Genomic DNA, 18,570 nt, shown 5'->3' with positions numbered 1-18,570 from the left:
ATGTTTGTTGTCTTGAATTGAATCAAGACGCCCTACACATTTGGTTTGTCTTACTTTGTTCAGTTTTCAAAGGTCTATTCTTTCTTATTTAACAACTTTTATATCTTAACATTTCTTTAAGAAGTTGTCAACAAGTTTTTCTTTCTTAACTTAGAAAGTTGTTTGTCGTTGTTTCTTGGCGACTTCATTAATATATCATCTCAGTTGTTATTTGTCAACAACTTTTTTGTTGGTATATTAAGGTTTTTATCGCCTTATTTTTAACGACTTCGTTATTATAACACAGCATCAAAACCTCGTCAACATTTAAATTCAACAATTTATCATGACGTTTCTTACTGCTTTGTCAGAACAAATAATAATATATCAAGGACTTAAAAAAATTGCAATAGAAAAAATGCTTTTTTCAACGATTATTTTCAAAGCCGAATATTCGTAGAAGATGTTTAAAAATCAACAGTTTTTTGATGTTATTTAATTGTATTATTCTAGTATTTCTCAATTAAAGTTCGTCTCTTTTTAAGGGGAAAGCTACGTAAGAACTTCTTAGAAATCAATAGCCTAGGGAAGTTTGTCGATAAACCCATAAAAAAAAAACAAGCAAAGTCATCACTTTACTTGTCTTCTGTTCGTACAATTGGTACAAAAATTCTAAAAATCGTCCCTTGCCCTACTACACTCTCTGCTAATATTCTTCCTTTATAGCTTTCTACAAGTTGTTTGGCAATCGACAATCCTAAGCCATTTCCACCTTTTGTTCGTGCTCTTGCTTTATCTACACGATAAAAACGATTAAATATTTTCTTCAAGTCCTCTTCAGGTATTCCCTCACCAAAATCTTGGATCGCGATCTCAAATTCGCTAAGCGTGGATGAAATGGAGATATGGACTTCTTTTCTTGTCGTTGAATACTTTACCGCATTATCTAAAATGATGATAATCAATTGTTCAAAATGATTTCTAAAAATTTGTAGTGTTACTTCTTTAGGTAAGTCATCATCCAGTGTAATAACATAATCAGGATAAAGTAATTTAAAATTATTGAATACTTGGTAAGTCACTTCTTTTGCATTCGTCGTTTCGTTGGCATAATAAACATCCACTTGCTCTGCACGTGATAGATCTAGCATTTCTTGTACTAAGCTTTTCATCCGACTGATTTCTTGCATACTTGCAGTTAGGGATTCTTCTAAAATTTCGGGATCATCTTTCCCCCAGCGATTCAATAAGCTGAGATGCCCTTCAATAATTGCTACAGGTGTTCTTAATTCATGTGATACATCTTCCACAAATTGTTCTTGTTGTTCGATATACAGACGCATACGATCTAGCATTTCATTGAAGATCTCAGCAAGGTCTGCTAACTCATCATCTGTATCAATCTCTGGCATATGGATATCTGATTGTGGATCTTTACGGATCGTATCCATCGTATCTCGTAATACTTTTAACGGTTTTAAGAAGTAGGAAGATAGGAAGAAACCTAAGATACTACTTAGTATCAAGGAGACAATCTCTAGCACGATCAAAGTCAACAAAAGATTATTTCTTATATCATAGAAAGATGAAAGTTCATAAAACGTTTGAGTATAGCCGATTTTTTCTCTTGTTTGTTTAGAATAAATAGGTTGGATCGATAAAAAGCCAGTTTTCCCGTCTAAAGTAACGATCGTTGGGATCTTCCTGGTCGTTTGGATCAATGAACGACTTTTTTCGTGTGTTTTAAAAATCAATTTTTCATCCAGATCGTAAACATACAGATCCATCGATGCTTGACCAAGTTCGGAAATAAAGGAGTCGATTTTCATCAAGTTCCCTTCAATGACACCAGTATCATCTCCAGTACCACCGGTTTGGTCAGCGTTCGTCAAGTTTCGATAGGCATTGATCAATGTCAACTCCTCATCTGAATTTGATAAACGAGAAGCCGCTTCAGAAATGGTATGTTCGACATTTGCTCTTTCCTTAGCTACGATCAGATTGATCGATGATTTATAGGTGATCACTGCAAAAATCGTAAAGACGACAAATATGAAGAAAGAACTTGCAAAGGCCCACTTGATCGTCAAGGATGGACCTTTAAGTTCTCTTTTTTCGGTTTGATTGTAATTGCTCACGAGCGCATCACGTAACCAGTCCCACGTACTGTTTGAATATAGCTTTCCTCACCAGGAACGTCGATTTTATTACGGAGATAACGAATATACACATCCACTACGTTTGTTTCCACTTCGGTTTCGTAGCCCCAAACTTTGTTTAATAAAACATCCCGTGCAAGTACCACGTTGACATTTTCCATCAAAGTAAGTAATAGTTCATATTCACGCTTCGTTAATTCAATGACTTCATTGCCACGACGTACGACTCTATTTTCTTTTTCGATCGTTAAGTCGCGATAAGTGATCGTTGTTTGTTTTGCCACATTTTTGTCTCCTTCGATGTCGATGCGGCGTAATAAAGCACGTAGACGCGCTAACAATTCTTCGATTGCAAATGGTTTGACGATGTAATCATCTGCACCATGATCTAAACCAGAAACTCTATCAATGACAGAATCTCTCGCAGTCATCATGATAATTGGTGTATTTTTCGCTTGGCGTACGCGACGACAAACTTCAAGTCCGTTCAATTCAGGTAACATCAAGTCTAATAAAATTGCATCCCACTCATTATTCAAAGCAGCATCCAGACCTGTTCGTCCATTGTAATGTACTTCAGCATTATACCCTTCATGTTTTAATTCTAACTCGACAAATCGGGCTAAGTTTTTCTCATCTTCAATGATTAGAATATTACTCATTCAATTTTGTCCTTTCTCTCCTAGGCTTCTAAACTCCATTATTATACCAATAGTTAATTTAAAATCTATAATCATTTTATCATGGAATACTATTTTAAAAAAGAGCTGAAGTCGCCCTCTATAAAATGACCTCAGCTCTTTCATTTATTACTTATTTGTTTAGCATGTTGAAGAATAAAGAAGCTGATTAATCTTCGTTATACCATGAGTAATGGAAGATTCCTTCTTTGTCAACACGTTCATACGTGTGTGCGCCAAAATAATCACGTTGTGCTTGGATGATATTTGCAGGCAAACGTTCGGCTCTGTATGAATCAAAGTAAGCAATCGCTGAAGAGAATGTTGGTACCGGTACGCCTGCTTGAACAGCTAACGCAACAACTTCTCGCACGGCTTGTTGGTATTTCTTAGTGATCTCAACAAAGTAGTCATCCAATAATAGATTTTCAATGTCAGGATTGTTTTCGTAGGCATCAGTGATTTTTTGTAAGAAACGAGCACGGATGATACAGCCGGCACGCCAGATTTTTGCAATTTCACCGAATGGTAAATCCCAGCCATAGTCTTTCGATGCGACACGTAGCTGTGCAAACCCTTGTGCATAGCTCATGATTTTGCTGAAGTATAACGCTTCACGAATTTTTTCGATAAATTCTTTTTTATCGCCGTTGAATTCAAAATCATTCGTATGTGTCAAGATTTTGCTTGCTTGTAAACGTTCATCTTTGTATGCAGAGATATAACGGGCAAAGACAGACTCTGTGATCAATGGAAGTGGCACACCAAGGTCTAAAGCACTTTGACTTGTCCATTTCCCTGTTCCTTTATTCCCTGCAGCATCAAGGATCACGTCTACGATCGGTTGACCTGTACCTTCATCGTCTTTACGTGTCAAAATGTCCGCAGTGATTTCGATCAAGTAGCTATCTAATTCACCTTCGTTCCATTCTTTGAAGATATCAGCCATCTCATCGACAGATAAACCTAAAATATTTTTCATCAAGTCATAAGATTCAGCAATCAGTTGCATATCACCATACTCGATCCCATTGTGGACCATTTTGACATAATGACCTGCACCATTTGGACCAATGTAAGTTACACAAGGGGTGCCGTCTTCTGCTTTTGCAGAAATTTGTTCAAGGATCGGTGCAACTAATTCATACGCTTCTTTTTGTCCACCAGGCATGATCGAAGGTCCTTTCAACGCACCTTCTTCTCCACCTGAAACACCAGTCCCGATAAAATTGATACCAGAGTTGGCTAATTCTTCATTTCGACGAATCGTATCTTGGAAGAAGGTATTCCCGCCATCGATCAAAATATCACCTTTGTCTAAATGTGGTAATAATTCTTGGATCGTTGCATCTGTTGCTGGTCCTGCTTTGACCATCAAAAGAATACGACGTGGTTTTTCGATTGAATCAACAAATTCTTCGATCGTGTATGTTGCTTTGAAGTTTTTGTCTGGATGTTCTTCTACCACATCTGTTGTTTTTGCTCCTGTACGGTTGAATAGTGCAACAGAGTAGCCGCGGCTTTCAATGTTAAGGGCTAGATTTTTACCCATGACGGCCATTCCGACAACGCCGATTTGTTGTTTTGACATATAAACTCCTCCTACATATGGGATGTTCTCCCTAATCTCTCTAATTATAGCTTAACATAGCTTACTTGCAAACCAAATAAGTACGAATCGGTGATGTTTCTTACTTCTTATCATTCCGAATACAATTGTTATTTCAGAATCAAAAAAATAAACCTCAAGGCTCCATGGTTAGCCTTGAGGTTTTACATTTTCTAAATAAAATGTATTAAGCTTCTTTAGACATTACGTCCTTACCATCGTAGTAACCACAACTTGCACATACGTGATGGCTTTTTTTCATTTCACCACAGTTTGGACATTCGTTCAATCCTTTGATTGTCAATTTGTAATGAGTACGACGTTTTGCTTTTTTAGCTTTCGATGTTCTTCTAGCTGGTACTGCCATTTTGCTACACCTCCTTGTAAAGTCTCGTATCAATATTTGATACAATATATTCCAATCTTACGCGTTATCATCTTCTTCTGATGCTGAATCAAAAAATTCTGATAGTTTTGCAAGACGAGGATCTACTTTTGTCTCAGCTTCTTCCGTTTTGCGTTTTTCGTACTCTTCTTCGGATAGCACTTCCCAATCGTTCCCTTTCGGTAATTCAGTGGAATGCTCTTCTTCTTCTGTGAGTACACGCATCGGAATCGCCAATAAAATGTTGTCTTCGATCGACTCTGTCACATCTAGATGCGTTCCTTCGATTAAGAGGATCTCTTCTGAAGGTAACTGTACATCTCTACGTTGGTATTGCTCCATCGTCATAAACAATTCATCTACAGACAGTTTGATTGGTAATTCAACTGGTGTCAATGAACGAGTGGACGGAACAGTCAGTGTCGTCTGCGCAGTGTAATGAACGAGATAGCCTTTGTTATCTACTGAGACTAGACCTTCGACTTCCACAGGCGCAACATCTAAAATTGAATCGTCTCGCTTCATAAGAGCCTTTTTTACGTCAAGGGTCTCATGAAAAGTTAACGGTGTCTCTTGGTATTTTCTCAATTCCAATAAAGACCATTTCATAGTTTCATCACTCCTAAGCAACAAAAGCTATTATACAGGGCAAAAAGTCGGTTGTCAATGAAATTTTCTTGACACCTTACACTTCATAAAAAAACACAGAGCGTTTTTCTCATCTACGTGAGATTTATTCGCTCTGCGTTTACTTTGTCGCTAGCTATCACCGTTTGATCAGATATCAAATGTATTGGATCAATTGCATTAAAATAGGTACAACGAACACAAATAGTAAGGTACTCGTCGTGACAAGATTCGTTGCATACTTCACATCACCGTGTGCTTCATTTGCAAGGATTGGTAAGACAGCTAGCATAGGTGTAGCTGACTGTACGATCAACGTTTGTTTCAGTAGAGGGGCTAGTTCTGCACCAAAGGCATATTTACCTATTACCATCAGTCCAATCAATATAGCTGGTGCTAAGATAAATCGACCGATCAAAGCCACGATCGTATCCCGATCAAATCGAATACTTTTCAACCCTGCATCGTATAAAACAATTCCGATATAGATCAATGATAATGGCGTCACGATCCCGCCTACATAATTTAGTGTTGAATTGACAAAATCAGGTACAGGGATCTCTAACACCAAGAAGAAAAGCGCAAGGATAAAACCTAATAAAGGCGCTGGCAAAAGCTTTTTCCAATTCAGCTTCGTTTTCTTTTCTGTTCGATCTTTTGTCGGGTCATCATTAGCGATCAAAAACACACCAAATGCCCAGGTCGATACGGTATTTGTCACATAATAAATTAAAAAGTAAGGTAAAGAGGCTTCGCCAAAAAGGGCAATATTGAGTGGCAAGCCAATAAATATCGTATTGGCATTCACTACTGCATTCATAAAAATCCCCCGTCTACCTGGTTGTATCTTGAGTAATTTTGTTAGTACATAAGCAATCAAGTAGGAAATGATCACTGCAGCGATCGGATATATCAAACTTCCAGATAGTTCAATCAAACTGCTTTTAGTTAAATTCTTCATAACTGAAACAAAAATCGAGGCGGGTAAAGCTACTTTAGTGATCAAGGAAGAGATACTTCCCCCAAACTGTTCATCAAACCACCCCAAGCTTTTTAGTACATAGCCTAATCCAATCATCAAGATTATACTGATCACACTTTCAATTGATTGAAAAAATACCATTTCTTCCATCTCCTCAGTAACCATTTAGTGAAGCAATCTCTTTGTAGATATGAGCCAGCACTGCTCAAACATGTTGCTTCTTCTATTTTTTGTTTTAATCTAAAAGACGATTCGCGTGCCACTAGCCTAGCAGATTACTTATTTCTTTTTTAAGTGTAGTCTTTTAGGTTTGTTATAGTCAAAATTATCGATTACAATAAACATTATTTATATGTCAAGGGAGCGAATCGATTCATGAATACAAGAGATCTTGAATACTATGTTCAAATCGTCAAACAAAAAAACTTTACTAAGGTGGCTAAGTTTTTTGAGGTCAGTCAACCGACGATTACTTATGCCTTACAACGCCTAGAAAAAGAAATTGGTGCCACACTGATTACAAGAGATCGTTCCCATCATGAATTGATTATCAATCCTGCTGGTAAGCAATTATTGATCCATGCACAATCCGTCTTACAAGAAATTACACTTGCTAAGGCAGAGATTGCTCAGCTACAAAAGAAAAAATTGCGCTTTGGTATGCCACCTATCATTGGCAATGAATATTTCCCAAAATTATCGAGCTATTTTATCAAGCATCAATTAATGGGTCAAATCGATATCATCGACGGAGGTTCTCGTGATCTCTATGGCATGATTCATCAAGGGCGGATTGATCTTGCGATTCTTGGATCAACGCAACCGATCGTTGATCAAAAGCTAGAAGTCGAGCCATTGTTGGATAAATGCTTCATGATCGTTGTGTCCCCTTCACACCCTCTAGCAGATCGTACAAGCGTTTCTTTTAAGGAGCTAGTCAACGATCAATTTGTTTTATTAAATGAACACTACGTCCATCCTGCTGCGTTTACAAAGCTTTCTAAGCAAACGCATATTGTACCTAAGATCGTTTATCAGAGTAATGACTTAACTATTTTGAAAAGCATGATCCGAGAAAATATCGGGATTGGCTTTCTCACCGAGATCGCGATTCATCCTGAAGATAATCTCGTAGCTATTCCTTTAGCAGATACTGCTCAACCACGTTTTTTGATTTCATTAGCCACTCGTGCACAGCAGTTACCAACGGTTTTACATGAAAACGTGATCGAAGTCATCCATGAATTTATGAAAACCCAAAAATGACTTGCTCAACTCACACACAATAAAAAACAAAAAAAGAGTGCTGAGATTTCTCTCAACACTCTTTTTGATTTTGATTTCAATTAGATAGCTGTTGTTTCTCCGCGATAAACGATACCACGACGAGCGTCAACAGTGATCAATTCACCATCTTTGATCGTTGAAGTTGCATCTTTCGCACCAACGATTACAGGAATATCTTGTGCAATTCCCACAACTGCTGCATGTGAAGTCAAACCGCCTTCTTCAACAACTACTGCTGCTGCTTTTTCGATTGCAGGCATGAATTCTTTGTCAGTTGAAGGAACAACTAATACCATACCATCTTTTGCTTTTTTGATTGCTTCTGCTGCTGATGAAGCAACTACAGCGTTCGCTACAACAGATTGTTGACCGATTCCTTGTGCTTCAAGCAATTTTGAACCAATCATTTGAATCTTCATTACGTTTGTTGTTCCACGTTCACCAACTGGTACACCAGCAGTGATCAAGATCAAGTCACCTTCTGAAGCGAAACCTAATTCGACTGCTTTTTTCGCAGCTAATTCAAACATTTCGTCTGTTGTTGTTGGTTTTTCTGCAACTGTTGGATATACACCCCAGTTAAGCATCAAACCACGTTTTGTGCGTTCGTCAAATGTGACAGCTAAGATATCAGCATCTGGACGGTATTTAGAGATCATTTTTGCTGTATAACCAGATTCAGTTGCAGCAACGATTGTTTTTACGCCTAAGTTTTTCGCAGCACGTGCCACTGATAGACCGATTGTTTCTGTTACATCAGTTTTGTCAAATTCATTTAATTGGAATGAACCTAATTCTGCTAATGCTAATTCAGCTTGTTGGTCGATACGAGCCATTGTTGCAACAGCTTCAACAGGATAGTCACCATTTGCTGATTCACCTGATAACATTGTTGCGTCTGTTCCGTCAAATACTGCATTGGCAACGTCAGATGCTTCCGCACGTGTTGGACGTGGGTTTTCTTGCATTGATTCTAACATTTGTGTTGCAGTGATTACTGGGATACCCGCAGCGTTACATTTTTTGATGATACGTTTTTGAACCATTGGTACTAATTCAGCAGGGATCTCAACACCCATGTCTCCACGAGCAATCATGATACCATCAGAAACTTTGATGATTTCATCAATGTTGTCGATACCTTCTTGAGATTCGATTTTAGGGAAGATTTGAACATGTGTCATGTCTTTTTCTTCTAAAATTTCACGAATATCTAATACGTCTTGTGCTTTACGAACAAAACTTGCAGCGATGAAGTCGATGTCGTTATCTAGTCCGAAGCGGATATCGTCTGCATCTTTTGGTGTAATACCTGGTAAGCTGATTGAAACGCCTGGTGCGTTAACACCTTTACGTGATCCCAGCATACCTGCATTTTTCACTTCTACTACTAATTCACGCGTTGCTTCATCTTTTTCAATGATTTCCATGTCGATCAAACCATCATCGAATAAGATATGTCCACCTACATGAACGTCTTCAAAAAGACCTGGATAAGTTACTGCGATTTTTTCTTTTGAACCTACATGTTCAGGGTCCATTGAGATGCGTGTTTTGTCGCCAACTTCAAATTTGATGTAGCCTGCACGGCCAAAATCTTCTTCAGTTGTGCCTTGAACTGTTGTACGGATTTCTGCACCTTTTGTATCTAAAAGGATGCCAACATCTTTACCAGTTTTCTTCACTGCTTCGCGAACCATTACCATACGTGATAATTGTTCTTCATGGTCACCATGTGAAAAGTTGAAGCGGAAGACATTTGCTCCAGATTCAATCAATTTAGAAATAGTTTCTACTGAATTACTGGCTGGTCCTAATGTACTAACGATTTTCGTTTTTTTCATTTTACAAAACTCTCCCATTCAAATTGTTTATTTAAAGCCATTCAAAGCTTAAATATCTGTTAGATATTGGGAAGACCTGCTTCCCACTCCCATATATATCTATTGATTTATCTGACTACTTTTCTTTATTAGAAAGAAAGTGAGTTGTTCAAGTCATATAATGATAAATCTGGTTGGTGTTTGTTATTTTCTAGTGTGTCGATGATATCAGCCTCAACGATATCGTTGTCGCGAATACCGATACACAAACCACCTTTACCTTGTTGCAATAGTTCAACAGCATGTGCACCAAATTTACTTGCTAATACACGGTCGCGTGCAGTTGGTGAACCACCACGTACAACGTGTCCTAAGATCGATACACGTGTATGATAATCGCCATATTCTGACAATTTTTCTGCAAATTCGTTTCCGCCCATTACGCCTTCTGCCAAAATGATCAAGCAATGTTTTTTGCCACGATCGCGGCCATCTTGGATTTTTTTGGCAACAACTGCCATATCAAAATCATGCTCAGGAATGATGATCTCATCCGCTCCACCAGCAACACCTGACCATAAAGCGATATCTCCAGCATTACGTCCCATCACTTCGATCACGAATGTACGAACGTGCGAAGTTGCTGTATCACGGATACGGTCGATTGATTCTAATACTGTGTTGATTGCTGTATCAAAACCGATCGTAAAATCAGTTCCTGGAATATCGTTATCGATCGTACCTGGTACACCCACTGCTGGGAAACCACGTTTAGTCAAAGCCATCGCGCCATGGTAAGAACCATCGCCACCGATCACAACAAGACCTTCGATACCGAATTTTTTCAATTGTTCGATTCCTTTTAATTGTCCTTCTTCTGTTGCAAATTCAGGATAACGTGCAGAGTATAAGAATGTACCTCCGCGTTGGATCTTATCACCGACATCTGCAACATCTAATCGACGGATATCTCCGGCAACTAGTCCAGCAAAACCATAATTGATCCCGTAAACTTCCAATCCTTCATATATACCTTTACGAACGACTGCACGAACTGCTGCATTCATCCCAGGAGCATCTCCACCACTAGTCAAAATTCCGATGCGTTTCATATTCATCTTCACCTCATTAAATTACTTTATCCTAAGCAAGACTTAGGTTTATAACCTTCTTTGTATTAACCACGACTAACATTCTAACATTATTTTGCTCACTTGTCTTGATTTCCTGATAAAAAAATGAAAAAAAATGAAAGCAAATAGTATCTTTTACCGTAAGTTATTTGAAAACAACATTTTCTTCTTTTAAAAGGTAAGCTAATTGCTTCTTGAGACTGTCTGAACCATCGAGCCAAAAGGCTTCAGATAACACAACTTTTCGTTGGTCTTTTTCATGATACATCACAATAGGAATATATCCTGGGAATTTTTTGAACAATTCTTGCAGTTGTTTCATCGTATCTGGTTGATCTGCCTCTTCTCTGATTCTCAAATAACACGTTTGTTCTGGATACTGCTGTTGCAATTCTTCAGGATCAGCGACTACTTCTGCAATCAGCTGCAATTCTTGATTGTATTTACTGATTTCTGAACGTCCTTGCACGAAAATCACTTGATTTTCTTTGAATAATGGACGCGCTTGTCGGTACAGCTCTGGAAAAACGGTAATAGCTATTTCTCCACTACTATCTGTTCCGCTGACAAAAGCCATCAACGCTCCTTTTTTCGTACGGATCTCTCTTACCTCTTTGACCATCACTAAAACATTTGTAGCTTGTTTAGGGACGATTTCTGTGACTAAATGGACTTTTTTTGCTAATTTAAGTCGCTCATACCCTTCTGTCGGATGACCAGATAAATAGACACCTAAATGCTCTTCTTCTAATTGAAGCTTCTCTTCGAGGCTATAATCTGCGACTTCTTCCTCTTTTAAAGCCATGATATCTAAAAGGTCTAAACTACCACCACTATATAAGATGTTTTGGATCTTACCTTCCAGATCCAACATCAACTGTCTGCGGTTTCCTACTAATTCATCAAAAACACCTGATGCAACTAACGTTTGTAGCAACTCCAATTTGAGCCAACGTTTATTGATACGAATCAGAAACTGATCAACCGAACGGAATGGCCCATTTTCTTTTCGTTCACGAATGATCTCCTCAACAAAATCTCGACGAACACCTTTGATTGCTGTCAATCCAAAACGAATGGTTCCTTTATCCGTCAGCTCAAAACCATAAAAACTTTGATTGATGGATGGAGGGGTCAGCTTTATTTTATACTTTTTTGCCTCAGCAATATACTCTTTTAACTTTGCCGTGTTGTGACGGACGGAATTCATCAAACTCATAAAAAATGCACCAGGGTGATGAACTTTGAGATAGGCCATTTGAAAGCCAACAAAGGAGTAAGCAAACGCGTGGGAACGATTGAACCCATAGTTAGCAAAGCGTTCGATATATTCGTACACTTCATTGGCCTTTTCCTTACTGTACCCTTGTTGGTTGGCACCTTGAACAAAATGATCTCTTTCTTGATCAATCACGTCTTTTTTCTTTTTACTGATTGCTCGCCTCAAAATATCCGCTTGTCCAAGAGAAAATCCAGCCATGGTTGAAGCAATCTGCATAATTTGTTCCTGATACACAATGACGCCATACGTATTTTTCAACATCGGTTGTAGTGAATCGTCGGGATAATGGATTCTTTCCTTCCCTTTCTTACGAGCGATAAATGTATCGATATTTTGCATTGGCCCAGGACGATACAAGGCGTTGACAGCGGCAATATCTTCAATGTTTTCTGGTCCTAATCTTCGCAAGACATTCCGAATCCCGGCAGATTCGAATTGAAAGACCCCTGTTGTTTCGCCACGTTGGAAAAGCTGTAAAGTTTTAGGATCATCTAATGGTATTTCTTTTAGTTCGATATCTTTGTTTTCGACACGTTTGATTGCTTTCACTGTGTAATCGATAATAGACAGATTTCTTAATCCAAGAAAATCCATTTTTAACAACCCAATAGCTTCGACATCATTCATTGTATACTGAGTCAAATATGCTTCATCTGATCCTTTTTGTAAAGGAACTAACTCTAGTAGATTCTTATCACTTAAAACGACACCAGCTGCATGAGTAGAAACGTGTCTTGGCAAACCTTCAAGTATTTTTGCAGTATGGAACAACAATTGATTTTTTTCACTCGCTTGTACTAATTCAACCAGCTTGTTAGAAGTTCGATAAGCCTCATTCAACGTCATTTTCAATTGATTAGGAATCGCTTTAGACCAACGATTTGCTTCGCTTTGTGAAAGGCCAAAGACACGTGCCACGTCTCTTAGTACCATTTTAGCTGCCATGGTCCCAAACGTGGCGATTTGTGCCATATGGTATTGACCATATTTCTCACGAACATAAATCAGCACTTCTTCTCTGCGATTATCAGGAATGTCTAGATCGATATCTGGCATCGTGTATCGTTCTGGATTCAAAAAACGTTCAAATAGCAAGTCGTACTCCAATGGATCTACATCTGTGATCTCCAACACATAGGCGACTAATGACCCCGCAGCTGAACCACGACCAGCACCAGTAACGATGTTGTTTTTATGAGCAAAAGCCATGACATCCCAAACGATCAAGAAATAATCATCAAATCCCATCTGGTGGATCACTGACAGTTCATAATCTAAGCGCTCTTGATAAGCTGCAGTGATCTTTTCTACACGCTTACCTAATTGCTTCTGACAAAGTTCCTGTAAATACTCTCCTGCACTTCGATTTTCTGGTACCGGATAATGTGGTAGTAATTTCTGATGGAACTGAAATTCAAAAGTTACTGTTTTAGCTAATTGCTGCGCATTGTTCAACGCTTCTTCCAATCCTGCGTTTATGAATCTTTGTCGTAATTCTGCTTCGGGAAGTAAAAAACCTGTGGATGAATCACGAGTCGTTTGTCGCACTTCATCAAAAGAGAGTTGCGTTCCTTCACGCAGATGTTTCATTGTTTCCAAAGAAAAAAGTTCCTCTTGGTGCAAACTAGCAATCGGATGTACTGCACAAATTTGAAATTGATTTGCTCGTAAATAAGCTAGCCATTCTGGAGCTTCTAGAGGCGTTTCTTCTGTGACACCTACATAAAGATGAGAAGATGCTATTTTTTCTTGCAAACTTTGCCAATGGCTATCAAATAATGCTGACACACCGTAGTCATCAGCAATCGATTTTTTGGTTGGTAAAACGACAAGCAAATGATCGAGTTCATCGATCTCGTGAAGCTCGATTTTTTCTCGGATCATTTTCTTGCTTGAGAGCTTGATCAATTGTTGGTAGCCGATCCTATCTTTTGCGTAGAGTAGTAACTCATAATGACGTTCTTGAAACTGGTAGGTCAAGTTCAGTCCAATAATTGGTTGTATTTTTTCACTCATACAGATGCGGTAAAATTCCGCTGCCCCAGATAGCACATCCTTATCTGTGATCGCTAATGTCTGATAGCCTAGTTTCTTTGCTTCTCGAACGTATTCGTTTATGCGAATCGTACTTTGCAACAAAGAATACGAGGTGATCGTATAAAGTTGTGGAAGAAACATTTTTACATACCACCTTTTCCATTCACTTTCTTTTTAGGGGAATATTCGTAACATCAGCTCGTTATCTTGTATGACTGGTTACGTGTATTCGTCTTTCATCATGCTTTTCCCATCCGATGAACGATCTATACTTTTTATACTATCCACTGACGTTGAATGCCTGTTTCTCCCTTTACATTCAAAAAAAATCTGGTAAACTGAACTTAGAAAAGAGGTGTTTGATATGCGATATATCGTCACATTATTTTGGGCAGTCATTTTAGGTCAAGTGGTTGGCTATATCGGTGGTGCATTGTCTAGTAGCCCATATGATTTTACCATGACGACTATTATTTCATTGGTTGCAGGATTGATCGTCATTTTGATCAGCGCTGTTGCAACACCTAAAAAAGAAACTTCGTCCGCTTCACATTCATAAAAGCCGAACAGATTGGAGAAATACTCCAATCTGTTTTTTTCTTGATCATAGTTTTTGATGAAGTACTTTTCTAAAATTAAATAGTGATAAAAGAATATTCGTCAGAACAAAGAGACTAGTCACAATAAACACTGTACTATAATTGTACGCATGAGCGACTGTCGAACCTAACATCGGTCCTAGTACTTGACCAAAGTTCGTAAACATTTGGTTATAGCTGTATACTCGACTGACACCTTCTTCTGGTGTGATCTTGCTGATCAATGTATTGATCGATGGCATCAACGCACCTGTCGAAAAACCTAATATAAAACGTAAGATCCCTAATTGTAAGGGCGTAGTCACAAATGCCATTGGTAAGTAACAACAAAACGAAAGTACCAAACCTGCTAACAGCACCTTCTGATTTCCGATCTTATCCCCTAATTTCCCCAGTCTTGGAGAAGAAAATACTGCTGAAACACCTGATACTGAAACAATCAATCCACTAACAAATAAGATATTTGATGTGTCACCACTCAATTCCCGAATGTACAATGTCAGGATTGGACTGATCGTGGTGATCCCTAACTGTAAGATCAGAGTAGTAACAAATAAACCGACTAACACAGAAAAGTGATCCATTTTAGCAAAAACTTCTTTGGTACTGATCATATCTTTTTTCTCTACCGGTTGGAAATCTTCTTTTACCATGAAAATCGTTAAGATCGTGGTGATCAGTAATAACCCTCCAGTAATCAAAAAAACATTTTCCATTCCGAACCATTGCGCCAAAGCGCCTCCCATTGACGGACCAATCAGCGTCCCTGCCACTGCCCCAGTAGAAAGCGTGCCTAACGCCCATCCACTTTTCTCTTTAGGCGCTTGTGAAGCAATCATCGCTGTCGCATTAGGTATGTATCCAGATAAAATCCCATTAAAGAAACGCATGACTAAAAGCCAATAAGCATTTGGGACAAAAGCTAGTGATCCCATAGTGATCGTCATACCTGCTGCTGCCCGGATCATCATCATTTTCCGTCCTTTTCGATCGGCTAGATTTCCCCAAATAGGCGCAACGATCGCCGCAGCAAAGGCTGTTACTGAAATCGCTAATCCTGAAAATAATTCAATTTGATCCTTAGGTGTACCTAGTTGTTCGACGTAAACTGGAATGAACGGCATGACTAAACTGATACTTGAACCAGTAAAAAAGCAGCCTATCCAAGCTACGAATAAATTTTTTCTCCATTGAACCTTCATCTATCACCCTTCTTTCGTCTCTATTATCATACCTATTTTTGTACGTGTGTGCAACGTATGTGCCAGTATCATTCATTTTTGTCAAAGAGGACATAGACCAAATAAAATAGGAGCAAAGAGTTAGCCTACTCTTCACTCCTAATTAAAAATGTCTTTTAAATGATTGCTAAAATGACGAAGTTGAGAATGAATAAAATATCAACAACCCACAAAGCAATTGAAATCTCGTTTGTTTTGCCTTTGATCACTTTCATGATCGTGTAGAAGATAAAACCAGCAGCGATTCCGTAAGAGATGCTGTAAGCTAACCCCATGAAGATCGAAGCAAAAAAGGCAGGTAATGCTTCTTCCATATCTAACCAATTGATATCAGCAAACGAAGCCATCATCATCACACCAACTAAGATCAATGCTGGTGCAGTTGCTTGTGCCGGTACAATAGCGATCAGTGGAGAAAATAAGCTACTTAAAGCAAATAATGCGGCTACGACAACTGAAGTCAAACCTGTACGACCACCAGCGCCAATACCAGCTGCTGATTCGACATAAGTCGTTGTATTCGATGTTCCGAAAATCGCACCGATCGATGTTGCGATTGCGTCAGCGAACAACGCTTTATCCATTTTAGTTTTGAATCCTCGTCCATCTTCCAAAGCTTCCTCATCTTCTTTAGAGAAAATACCTGTACGCCGTCCAGTACCGATGAACGTACCGATCGTATCAAATGTATCGGATAAACTAAAGGCAATGATCGTCATCAGGACTTGTGGGATCTTAGAGCTATCGCTGAATAAAGATTGCATCCCTTCCGCACCAAATGCTGCACCAAACGTCGTGCCTAGTTCATTGATTGAATTGCCTAAAGAATTTTGTTCCCAATCGATCGTTCCTAGATCAACAACACCCATCAAGATCCCGATGATCGTTGTTACTACGATACCGATCAAGATTGCACCACGAACATTTTTAACAACTAAGATCGATGTCAAAACTAATCCAATGACAGCTAGTAGGATCGGCGCATTATTAAAGTTTGCAAGTTCTGGAACGATGCCACCGTTGATCGTCACATTCGTCACTTGACCATTATCAACCACAGAACTAGTTATCGCTGATTGATCTGCAGAGAAAGACAAAAATCCAGCATTTTTGATCCCAACGTATGCAACAAAAATCCCAATACCACCGCCGATTGCATGTTGTAAACTCTCAGGAATAGCATGGATGATCATTTTCCGAATATTTGTTACTGTAATAAATACATTAATCAACCCACAAATAAAGACCATGGCTAATGCTTCTTGCCAAGAATAACCTAACCCAAAAACAACTGTAAATGTGAAGAAAGCATTCAAACCCATTCCTGGGGCTTGTGCATAAGGCACATTAGCAAATAATCCCATAACTAAAGTACCGATGATCGAAGCAATGATCGTCGCTAAAAAGACTGCCTGAAATGGCATGCCAGCAGCTGACAAGATCGTCGGATTAACAAATAATATATAACTCATGGCAAAAAACGTTGTTACACCAGCCATTATTTCTGTTGGTACATTTGTATTATTTTTCTTTAGTTGGAAAAACTTTTCCATAAAAATTTCCACTCCCTGATTTTTTCTAACGGACTATATAATATGTAAAAATAAATCCAAATATAATTTTCCGTCGAACATTTATAGATTATATAGACATTTCATTCGTTTTTCAACACAAAACTTTATGAAATGTCATTTTTATATTTTAATGTTCGTTTTTAGCTCAATTTGGTTTGATTCTTTTCTATTTTTGCTTTAAAGCATTTATTTTTCAGAAAGATCTGTACCTTGTTTATTCATTGAAATATGCTAGACTGAAACAAATCGTTGTTTGAAAGGAATGACAGCATTGAACAAAAAATTGATTGCGATCGACTTGGATGGAACAACGTTGAATCCTGAGTCGATCATTACTTCTAAAACCCAAGAGACATTGAGAAAAGCCATTGATGCTGGCCATCATGTCAGTATTGCAACCGGACGTCCTTATCGAATGAGTTATCAATATTATCAACAGTTAGAATTGACAACACCGATGGTCAACTTTAACGGTGCGCTTGTGCATATCCCAAACCAACAATGGGCTGGAGAACAAGAAACATTGATCAATAAAGAGATTGTTTTTGAGATCTTAGCGCAAAAAAATCAATTGAATCTAGATTTTATTGCTGCGGAGAATCGCGACACTTTCTTTATCGATACTTTTGATTTTTTTGACGCAAAATTCTTTGCTTCACCAAATCCTAAACCAGAAAACCTACTGTCTCCACGAAATCTAACAACTAACCCTACGTCCTTATTGGTACGTACAGAAAAACAATATGCTGAACAAGTTTCTGCCGAACTAACACGTCAATTTGGGAAGCATGTCGATGTAAGGACTTGGGGTGGACCAATGGCGATACTAGAGATTGTTTCAAAAGGGATCGAAAAAGCGAAAGGAATCCATCAAGTAGCGAATTATCTATCGATCGAACAAAAAGATGTGATTGCTTTTGGTGATGAACACAATGACTTAGAACTTCTTGAATATGCGGGCTGGGGTGTGGCAATGGCTAATGGGACTGAGCAACTAAAAGGCGTAGCCAACGATGTCACTGAACAAACAAATGAAGAAGACGGTTTGGCGAATTACCTTGAAAAATTACTTTCATTATAAAAAATCCGTCTGGGGCATTCGTCCTCTCGCACCACTTAAAACCAAATAAACAGAGGGAGCAGAAGTAAGCTCTTCGAAAATAAGGCGCCATC

At 38.5% G+C, this 18,570-nt stretch carries 14 protein-coding genes; 3 read left to right on the top strand and 11 right to left on the bottom strand.

The window, feature by feature from the left end:
• Positions 1-614: 614 nt before the first annotated feature.
• From ACH0AK_RS09380 to ACH0AK_RS09355, 6 genes are all read right to left on the bottom strand, one after another.
• On the bottom strand, positions 615-2,117 hold the full coding sequence (locus ACH0AK_RS09380) for a HAMP domain-containing sensor histidine kinase (RefSeq protein ID WP_499796867.1): 1,503 nt from the start codon (positions 2,115-2,117) through the stop codon (positions 615-617).
• On the bottom strand, positions 2,114-2,800 hold the full coding sequence (locus ACH0AK_RS09375; RefSeq protein WP_010735834.1) for a response regulator transcription factor: 687 nt from the start codon (positions 2,798-2,800) through the stop codon (positions 2,114-2,116). Before ACH0AK_RS09375 ends, ACH0AK_RS09380 begins: the two co-directional genes overlap by 4 nt.
• 187 nt (positions 2,801-2,987) lie before the next feature.
• Positions 2,988-4,409, bottom strand: coding sequence for an NADP-dependent phosphogluconate dehydrogenase (gnd, locus tag ACH0AK_RS09370; RefSeq protein WP_023519428.1), 1,422 nt, complete (start codon positions 4,407-4,409; stop codon positions 2,988-2,990).
• Between the two features lie 205 nt (positions 4,410-4,614).
• On the bottom strand, positions 4,615-4,794 hold the full coding sequence (gene rpmF / locus ACH0AK_RS09365) for a 50S ribosomal protein L32 (protein WP_010735836.1): 180 nt from the start codon (positions 4,792-4,794) through the stop codon (positions 4,615-4,617).
• Positions 4,795-4,851: 57 nt separating this feature from the next.
• Positions 4,852-5,421 carry a YceD family protein gene (locus tag ACH0AK_RS09360; RefSeq protein WP_010735837.1) on the bottom strand — a complete coding sequence of 190 codons (570 nt, stop codon included), beginning with the start codon at positions 5,419-5,421 and terminating at the stop codon, positions 4,852-4,854.
• Between the two features lie 175 nt (positions 5,422-5,596).
• Positions 5,597-6,562 (bottom strand): AEC family transporter, encoded by a 966-nt coding sequence (locus ACH0AK_RS09355; RefSeq protein ID WP_019723059.1) that lies wholly within the window; start codon positions 6,560-6,562, stop codon positions 5,597-5,599.
• A 234-nt stretch (positions 6,563-6,796) separates the two neighbouring features.
• Here ACH0AK_RS09355 and ACH0AK_RS09350 point away from each other — a divergent pair, with 234 nt between their 5' ends.
• Positions 6,797-7,687, top strand: coding sequence for a LysR substrate-binding domain-containing protein (locus tag ACH0AK_RS09350; RefSeq protein ID WP_499796866.1), 891 nt, complete (start codon positions 6,797-6,799; stop codon positions 7,685-7,687).
• 80 nt (positions 7,688-7,767) lie between these two features.
• Here the strand turns inward: ACH0AK_RS09350 and pyk are convergent, their stop codons facing one another.
• The 3 genes from pyk to dnaE form a co-directional block, all read right to left on the bottom strand.
• Positions 7,768-9,552, bottom strand: coding sequence for a pyruvate kinase (gene pyk, locus ACH0AK_RS09345; RefSeq protein WP_010735840.1), 1,785 nt, complete (start codon positions 9,550-9,552; stop codon positions 7,768-7,770).
• 128 nt (positions 9,553-9,680) lie between these two features.
• Positions 9,681-10,643 (bottom strand): 6-phosphofructokinase, encoded by a 963-nt coding sequence (gene pfkA, locus ACH0AK_RS09340; protein ID WP_034691339.1) that lies wholly within the window; start codon positions 10,641-10,643, stop codon positions 9,681-9,683.
• A 166-nt stretch (positions 10,644-10,809) separates the two neighbouring features.
• Positions 10,810-14,124 carry a DNA polymerase III subunit alpha gene (dnaE, locus tag ACH0AK_RS09335; RefSeq protein WP_499796865.1) on the bottom strand — a complete coding sequence of 1,105 codons (3,315 nt, stop codon included), beginning with the start codon at positions 14,122-14,124 and terminating at the stop codon, positions 10,810-10,812.
• A 223-nt stretch (positions 14,125-14,347) separates the two neighbouring features.
• On the opposite strand from dnaE, the gene ACH0AK_RS09330 reads away from it, so the two are divergent.
• Positions 14,348-14,542, top strand: a complete 195-nt coding sequence (locus ACH0AK_RS09330; RefSeq protein ID WP_010735843.1) for a YjzD family protein — start codon at positions 14,348-14,350, stop codon at positions 14,540-14,542.
• Between the two features lie 45 nt (positions 14,543-14,587).
• Here the strand turns inward: ACH0AK_RS09330 and ACH0AK_RS09325 are convergent, their stop codons facing one another.
• Complete coding sequence (locus tag ACH0AK_RS09325) at positions 14,588-15,784, bottom strand: multidrug efflux MFS transporter (RefSeq protein ID WP_010735844.1); 1,197 nt, start codon at positions 15,782-15,784, stop codon at positions 14,588-14,590.
• 155 nt (positions 15,785-15,939) lie between these two features.
• On the bottom strand, positions 15,940-17,376 hold the full coding sequence (locus ACH0AK_RS09320) for an NCS2 family permease (protein WP_019723063.1): 1,437 nt from the start codon (positions 17,374-17,376) through the stop codon (positions 15,940-15,942).
• Positions 17,377-17,668: 292 nt separating this feature from the next.
• Here ACH0AK_RS09320 and ACH0AK_RS09315 point away from each other — a divergent pair, with 292 nt between their 5' ends.
• Positions 17,669-18,478 carry a Cof-type HAD-IIB family hydrolase gene (locus tag ACH0AK_RS09315; protein WP_010735846.1) on the top strand — a complete coding sequence of 270 codons (810 nt, stop codon included), beginning with the start codon at positions 17,669-17,671 and terminating at the stop codon, positions 18,476-18,478.
• Positions 18,479-18,570 lie beyond the last annotated feature (92 nt).

The sequence above is a fragment of the Enterococcus pernyi genome (assembly GCF_045371165.1).
Classification (GTDB): Bacteria; Bacillota; Bacilli; order Lactobacillales; family Enterococcaceae; genus Enterococcus_B; species Enterococcus_B pernyi.
Note: the sequence above shows the minus strand (reverse complement) of the source record. Positions and strands in the feature narration are given on the sequence as shown.

What these genes read in the sequence shown, in the direction of transcription:
- ACH0AK_RS09330 (WP_010735843.1), top strand. Translation starts at nt 14,348, where the DNA reads ATGCGATATATCGTCACATTATTTTGGGCAGTCATTTTAGGTCAAGTG.
- gnd (WP_023519428.1), bottom strand. Translation starts at nt 4,409, where the DNA reads ATGTCAAAACAACAAATCGGCGTTGTCGGAATGGCCGTCATGGGTAAA.
- pyk (WP_010735840.1), bottom strand. Translation starts at nt 9,552, where the DNA reads ATGAAAAAAACGAAAATCGTTAGTACATTAGGACCAGCCAGTAATTCA.
- dnaE (WP_499796865.1), bottom strand. Translation starts at nt 14,124, where the DNA reads ATGTTTCTTCCACAACTTTATACGATCACCTCGTATTCTTTGTTGCAA.
- pfkA (WP_034691339.1), bottom strand. Translation starts at nt 10,643, where the DNA reads ATGAAACGCATCGGAATTTTGACTAGTGGTGGAGATGCTCCTGGGATG.
- ACH0AK_RS09375 (WP_010735834.1), bottom strand. Translation starts at nt 2,800, where the DNA reads ATGAGTAATATTCTAATCATTGAAGATGAGAAAAACTTAGCCCGATTT.
- ACH0AK_RS09320 (WP_019723063.1), bottom strand. Translation starts at nt 17,376, where the DNA reads ATGGAAAAGTTTTTCCAACTAAAGAAAAATAATACAAATGTACCAACA.
- ACH0AK_RS09350 (WP_499796866.1), top strand. Translation starts at nt 6,797, where the DNA reads ATGAATACAAGAGATCTTGAATACTATGTTCAAATCGTCAAACAAAAA.
- rpmF (WP_010735836.1), bottom strand. Translation starts at nt 4,794, where the DNA reads ATGGCAGTACCAGCTAGAAGAACATCGAAAGCTAAAAAAGCAAAACGT.
- ACH0AK_RS09325 (WP_010735844.1), bottom strand. Translation starts at nt 15,784, where the DNA reads ATGAAGGTTCAATGGAGAAAAAATTTATTCGTAGCTTGGATAGGCTGC.
- ACH0AK_RS09360 (WP_010735837.1), bottom strand. Translation starts at nt 5,421, where the DNA reads ATGAAATGGTCTTTATTGGAATTGAGAAAATACCAAGAGACACCGTTA.
- ACH0AK_RS09355 (WP_019723059.1), bottom strand. Translation starts at nt 6,562, where the DNA reads ATGGTATTTTTTCAATCAATTGAAAGTGTGATCAGTATAATCTTGATG.